General features: G+C 37.6%; 1 protein-coding gene. It reads right to left on the bottom strand.

The genetic code is table 11. From position 1 onward, the window contains the following. Window positions 1-2339 (bottom strand): hypothetical protein (locus EGI22_RS15200; protein WP_255069307.1); only part of this gene is annotated, 2339 nt, incomplete at both ends.

The raw sequence follows: 2339 nt of genomic DNA, 5'->3' as shown, positions 1-2339 counted from the left end.
CCTTCACCACCAATTACTGTTTTTGTGAGATTTAGAGTATTTCCAAAACAAACCGAATCTGTATCAGCCACAATGTTTATACTTGGGTCAGGGTTGATGTTGAAAGTAGAGATATTTGAATACACAGTATTGCAAGAATCAAATACCATCCTTCTGTAACAAGTCGAAACCAAAAGAGCAGGAGGATTGAAAGTTACTGAGTTTTCTCCAGAAATATTCACCCATGCAGGGTTTGCAGCCAAGCAATCTTCCGCTTTTTGCCATTGGATAGTTCCACCAGACGGATTTTGAACGCTTGCGATGGTCAATGGATTGAAACCCGCACAGTTTGTTGAAGTATTAGAAACAATAGATCCAGGCGTCAATACAGAATAGACTTTGATGTTAAGCGTCTGACTTTGTGGAGATTGGCACTCTGTAGTTTGGCATTTTGCGGAAATACTGAAATTATTATTTGCAGTAATTTCAATACTTGCACCTTGCATTCCATTGCTCCAAATTATATCACCCAAGCAGTTTGAGGTAGTTAAAATAATGGTTTCCCCAAAGCAATAATTCAATTTTGAAGTAGAAATGTTAGGAGCTTCAATTCCAGGAACTACTGTAATATTCACACTTTTAGAAACCGCGTCACAAGAGTTTTTACAAGAGACTATATAAGTAGTATTTTCTGTTGGTGCAACATTAATTTGAGCTGAAGTTTGGCCTGTAGACCAAAGAATTTCTCCTTTACAGCCTGAAATTAAAATACTTACATTCGCACCAGCACAAATGGTGGAATCTGCAAAAGGCACCGAAATACTCAATTGCGGATGAAAAACAGCCGAAACTACATTGGAAGTAGCTATGTTGCATGAACTAATTATGCAATCAACTCTTGCTCTAAAGTGAAAAGTGCTATCGTTTCCAGGATTATCGAAACTAAAAGCTAATGCGTCTGAAACAGAAATATTTTTCCAAGCTGTAGAACTTTGAGAAGAACTGACTTTATTGATTTGCCATTGAATATCACATGTTCCTGCACCGCCTATTACGGTTTTTGTGAGATTTAGATTATTTCCAAAACAAACCGAATCTGTATCAGCCATAATGGTAATACTTGGATCTGGATTGATGTTGAAAGTCGTAATATTTGAATATACAGAATTGCAAGAATCAAAAGCCATCCTTCTGTAACAAGTCGATACCAATAGGGCAGGAGGATTGAAAGTTGCAGTATTTTCTCCAGAAATATTTACCCATGTAGGGTTTGCCGCGGAGCAATCTTCCGCTTTTTGCCATTGAATCATTCCACCTGACGGATTTTGAATGCTTGCGATGGTCAAAGGATTGAAACCTGCACAGTTTGTTGAAGTATTTTCAGCAATTGAACCAGGTGTCAAAACTGGATAGACTTTGATATTAAGCGTCTGACTTTGTGGTGATTGGCATTCTGTTGTTTGGCATTTTGCGGAAATGCTGAAATTTGTACTAGCCGAAATTTCAATATTTGCACCTATCATTCCATTGCTCCAAATTACATTACCAACACAGTTTGTGGCGGCTATTGTTATAGTTTCTCCAAAGCAATAATTTAGTTTTGAAGTAGAAATATTTGGAGCATCAATTCCAGGAACCACCGTAATATTCACACTTTTAGAAATAGCATCACAAGAGTTTTTGCAAGTGACAGTGTAAGTGGTATTTTCAATGGGAGCGACATTTATTTGGGCAGAAGTTTCTCCAGAAGACCAAAGGATTTGGCCTTTACAACCTGAACTTGAAATACTTAATGAAGCACCTGTACAAATTGTAGAATCTGTAAAAGGAACCGAAATACTCAATTGCGGATGAAAAACAGCCGAAACAACATTGGATGTGGCGATGTTGCAAGAACTATTGACACAGTCTACTCTTGCTCTAAAGTGGAAAGTGCTATCGTTTCCAGGGTTATCAAAACTAAAAGTTAAAGCATCTGAAACAGAAATATTTTTCCAAGCTGTAGAACTTTGAGAAGAGCTTGTTTTATTTATTTGCCATTGAATATCACATGTTCCTGCACCGCCAATTACAGTTTTTGTGAGATTGAGGGTATTTCCAAAACAAACTGAATCTGAGTTAGCTACAATACTTATACTTGGGTCAGGATTAATAGTGAAAGTCGTAATATTTGAATAAACTGTATTGCAAGAATCAAAGGCCATCCTTCTGAAACAAGTGCTCACCAAAAGGGCTGGAGGGTTAAAAGTTACTGAGTTTTCTCCCGCAATATTTACCCAAGTAGGGTTTTCTGCCGAGCAATCTTCCGCTTTTTGCCATTGAATGGTTCCTCCAGAAGGATTTTGAATGCTTGCTATGGT

The organism is Lacihabitans sp. LS3-19, from assembly GCF_024343575.1.
GTDB lineage: Bacteria > Bacteroidota > Bacteroidia > Cytophagales > Spirosomataceae > Leadbetterella.
Note: the sequence above shows the minus strand (reverse complement) of the source record. Positions and strands in the feature narration are given on the sequence as shown.